Source organism: Streptomyces sp. NPDC005899, from assembly GCF_040629645.1.
Classification (GTDB): Bacteria; Actinomycetota; Actinomycetes; order Streptomycetales; family Streptomycetaceae; genus Streptomyces.
Map to the genome: position 1 here is coordinate 1 of NZ_JBEXWB010000605.1, position 2,212 is coordinate 2,212.

At 69.9% G+C, this 2,212-nt stretch carries 2 protein-coding genes; one reads left to right on the forward strand and one right to left on the reverse strand.

What is annotated here, in order from left to right; genetic code table 11:
* Positions 1-404 precede the first annotated feature (404 nt).
* The gene (locus ABZ371_RS31930; RefSeq protein WP_358686288.1) at positions 405-1,412 is read right to left on the reverse strand and encodes a stage II sporulation protein M; all 1,008 of its coding nucleotides are present in this window, start codon (positions 1,410-1,412) and stop codon (positions 405-407) included.
* A gap of 117 nt (positions 1,413-1,529) precedes the next feature.
* Between ABZ371_RS31930 and ABZ371_RS31935 the strand changes: the two genes are divergently transcribed.
* Positions 1,530-2,212, forward strand: a 683-nt coding sequence (locus ABZ371_RS31935; protein ID WP_358686290.1) for an RDD family protein, incomplete at its 3' end; no start/stop codon positions are given.

Here is a 2,212-nt window from a genome sequence, read left to right on the forward strand (position 1 = left end):
TGTCCGATTCCCGGCCGAAGCGGGTTCCTGCTGATTCGCTTTCCAGTTCTTCGCTTTCGCGTTTCCCTTTCCGGCGAGTCCGACTCTACCAGACCCGATTCCGTCCCGTTTCCGGTCCGAATTCGATATCCAGCGGCCTGCGGATGGCCTTTGCCTTTCGGCTGACTCGACTTTATCAGAAGCAAATCGACCGAAGCTAATCGGCTGACTGCGCGAATGAGAAGAATCGATCGGCTCTGCGAGGGCCCAGCCCTCGTCACGAGCAAGATGAACTTTAGTCGCTCCGGACCGGACATGTCCAGTCCGTTGGAACCGTTAAAATCTACCTCCCCGCACGGACCGTGTCAACAGTCCTGGCGGGCTCGGGAAGACTAGCAGGTCAGCGGCTGCCCACGCACATCGCCTCAGGCTGCGGAAGGCAGCTCGGCGCTTCGTTCGGCGGTGTCGAGGTCGCCCGTCTCGCCAGCTCGGGCGGCTCTGCCTCCGAGTACGTAGACGTACGCGAGGAAGACCAGCTCCGCGGCGAGCCCGATGGCGATCCGGCCCCACGTGGGCAGGCCGGACGGGGTCACGAAGCCCTCTATGACACCGGAGACGAACAGGACCAGGGCCAGGCCGACGGCCATTCCGATGGCTGCCCGGCCCTGCTGGGCCAGTGCGGCCCTGCGGGTTCGGGGCCCGGGGTCGATGACCGTCCAGCCGAGGCGGAGGCCGGTGCCCGCCGCGACGAAGACGGCGGTGAGTTCCAGCAGGCCGTGCGGCAGGACGAGCCCCAGAAAGGTGTCCAGGCGGCCGGCCGCCGACATGAGGCCGATGCCGACACCCAGATTCAGGACGTTGACGAAGAGGATCCACAGCACCGGAACGCAGAGAAAGGCCCCCAGCACCAGACACATCGCCGCGGCCTGCGCGTTGTTCGTCCACACCTGGGCGGCGAACGAGGCGGCGGGATGACTGGAGTAGTAGGTCTCGTACTCCCCGCCCGGCCGGGTCAGGCTCCGCAGGTCCTCCGGTGCGCCGATCGCCGCCTGCACCTCCGGGTGGGTGCCGATCCACCAGCCGATGACGGCCGCGAGGAGGGTGGAGAGGACGGCCGTGGGTATCCACCAGTGCCGCGACCGGTAGACAGCCGCGGGAAAACCCGCGGCCAGGAACCGTGCGGCATCGCGCCAGGAGGCGCGGCGGGTGCCCGTCACGGTGGAACGCGCACGCGCCACCAGCTGCGTGAGCCGGGCGGTCAGCGAGGGATCGGGGGCGCTGGACCGGAGCATCGACAGGTGTGCGGCGGTGCGCTGGTACAGGTCGACGAGTTCGTCCGCCTCCGCCCCCGTCAGACTGCGGCCGCGGTGCAGGAGGTGGTCGAGGCGGTCCCACTCGGTGCGGTGGGTCGTGACGAAGACGTCGAGATCCATGGTCGGCTGCTGCTCCAGGCATGGTGCGTACGGGTCCGTACTACGGCGCGCTCCCGGTCAGCTTGGCAGACTGACGTGTCCGAGGGGCAGGGAAGGGCGGCGAGGGGCGGGATGGCGATGGATGAGCTCGTGACCGGAGACGCGGTCGTGCTGGGATTGCATCCGGCGAGGCTGCCGAGCCGCGCGCTGGCGGTGGCCATCGACGTAGCGGTGACCCTGACGGTCTTCGTCGTCGTGTCGATCGTCCTGGCGTTGGCCACCGTGACGCTCGACGAGGCGGCGAGCGCCGCGATCGCGGTCGCCACCTTCCTCCTGGTACTCGTGGGCGGGCCGATCACGGTCGAGACGCTCAGCCACGGCCGCTCGCTGGGAAAGCTGGCCTGCGGACTGCGCGTCGTGCGGGACGACGGCGGGCCCATCCGCTTCCGGCACGCGCTCGTCCGCGGGTGCATGGGCGTCGTCGAGATCCTGGGGACGTTCGGTGTGATCGCCTGCGTCTCCTCCTTGGTGTCGGCGCGTGGCCGGCGGCTGGGCGACGTCTTCGCGGGGACGCTCGTCGTCCGTGAGCGGGTGACGGCGGGGCGGGCCGCCGTGGTGCCGCCCCCGCCGCCATGGCTCGTGGGCCGTTTCGCGGGGCTCGACCTGTCGGCCGTACCGGAGGGTCTCTGGCTCGCGATACGGCAGTACCTGACGCGGATGCACCAACTGGAAGCCGGGGCGGGCCGGTCCTGGGCCGAGCGGCTGTCGGCCGATCTGGCCGCCCGCACCGGGGCCCCGGTGCCGCCCGGGGTGCCGGCGCC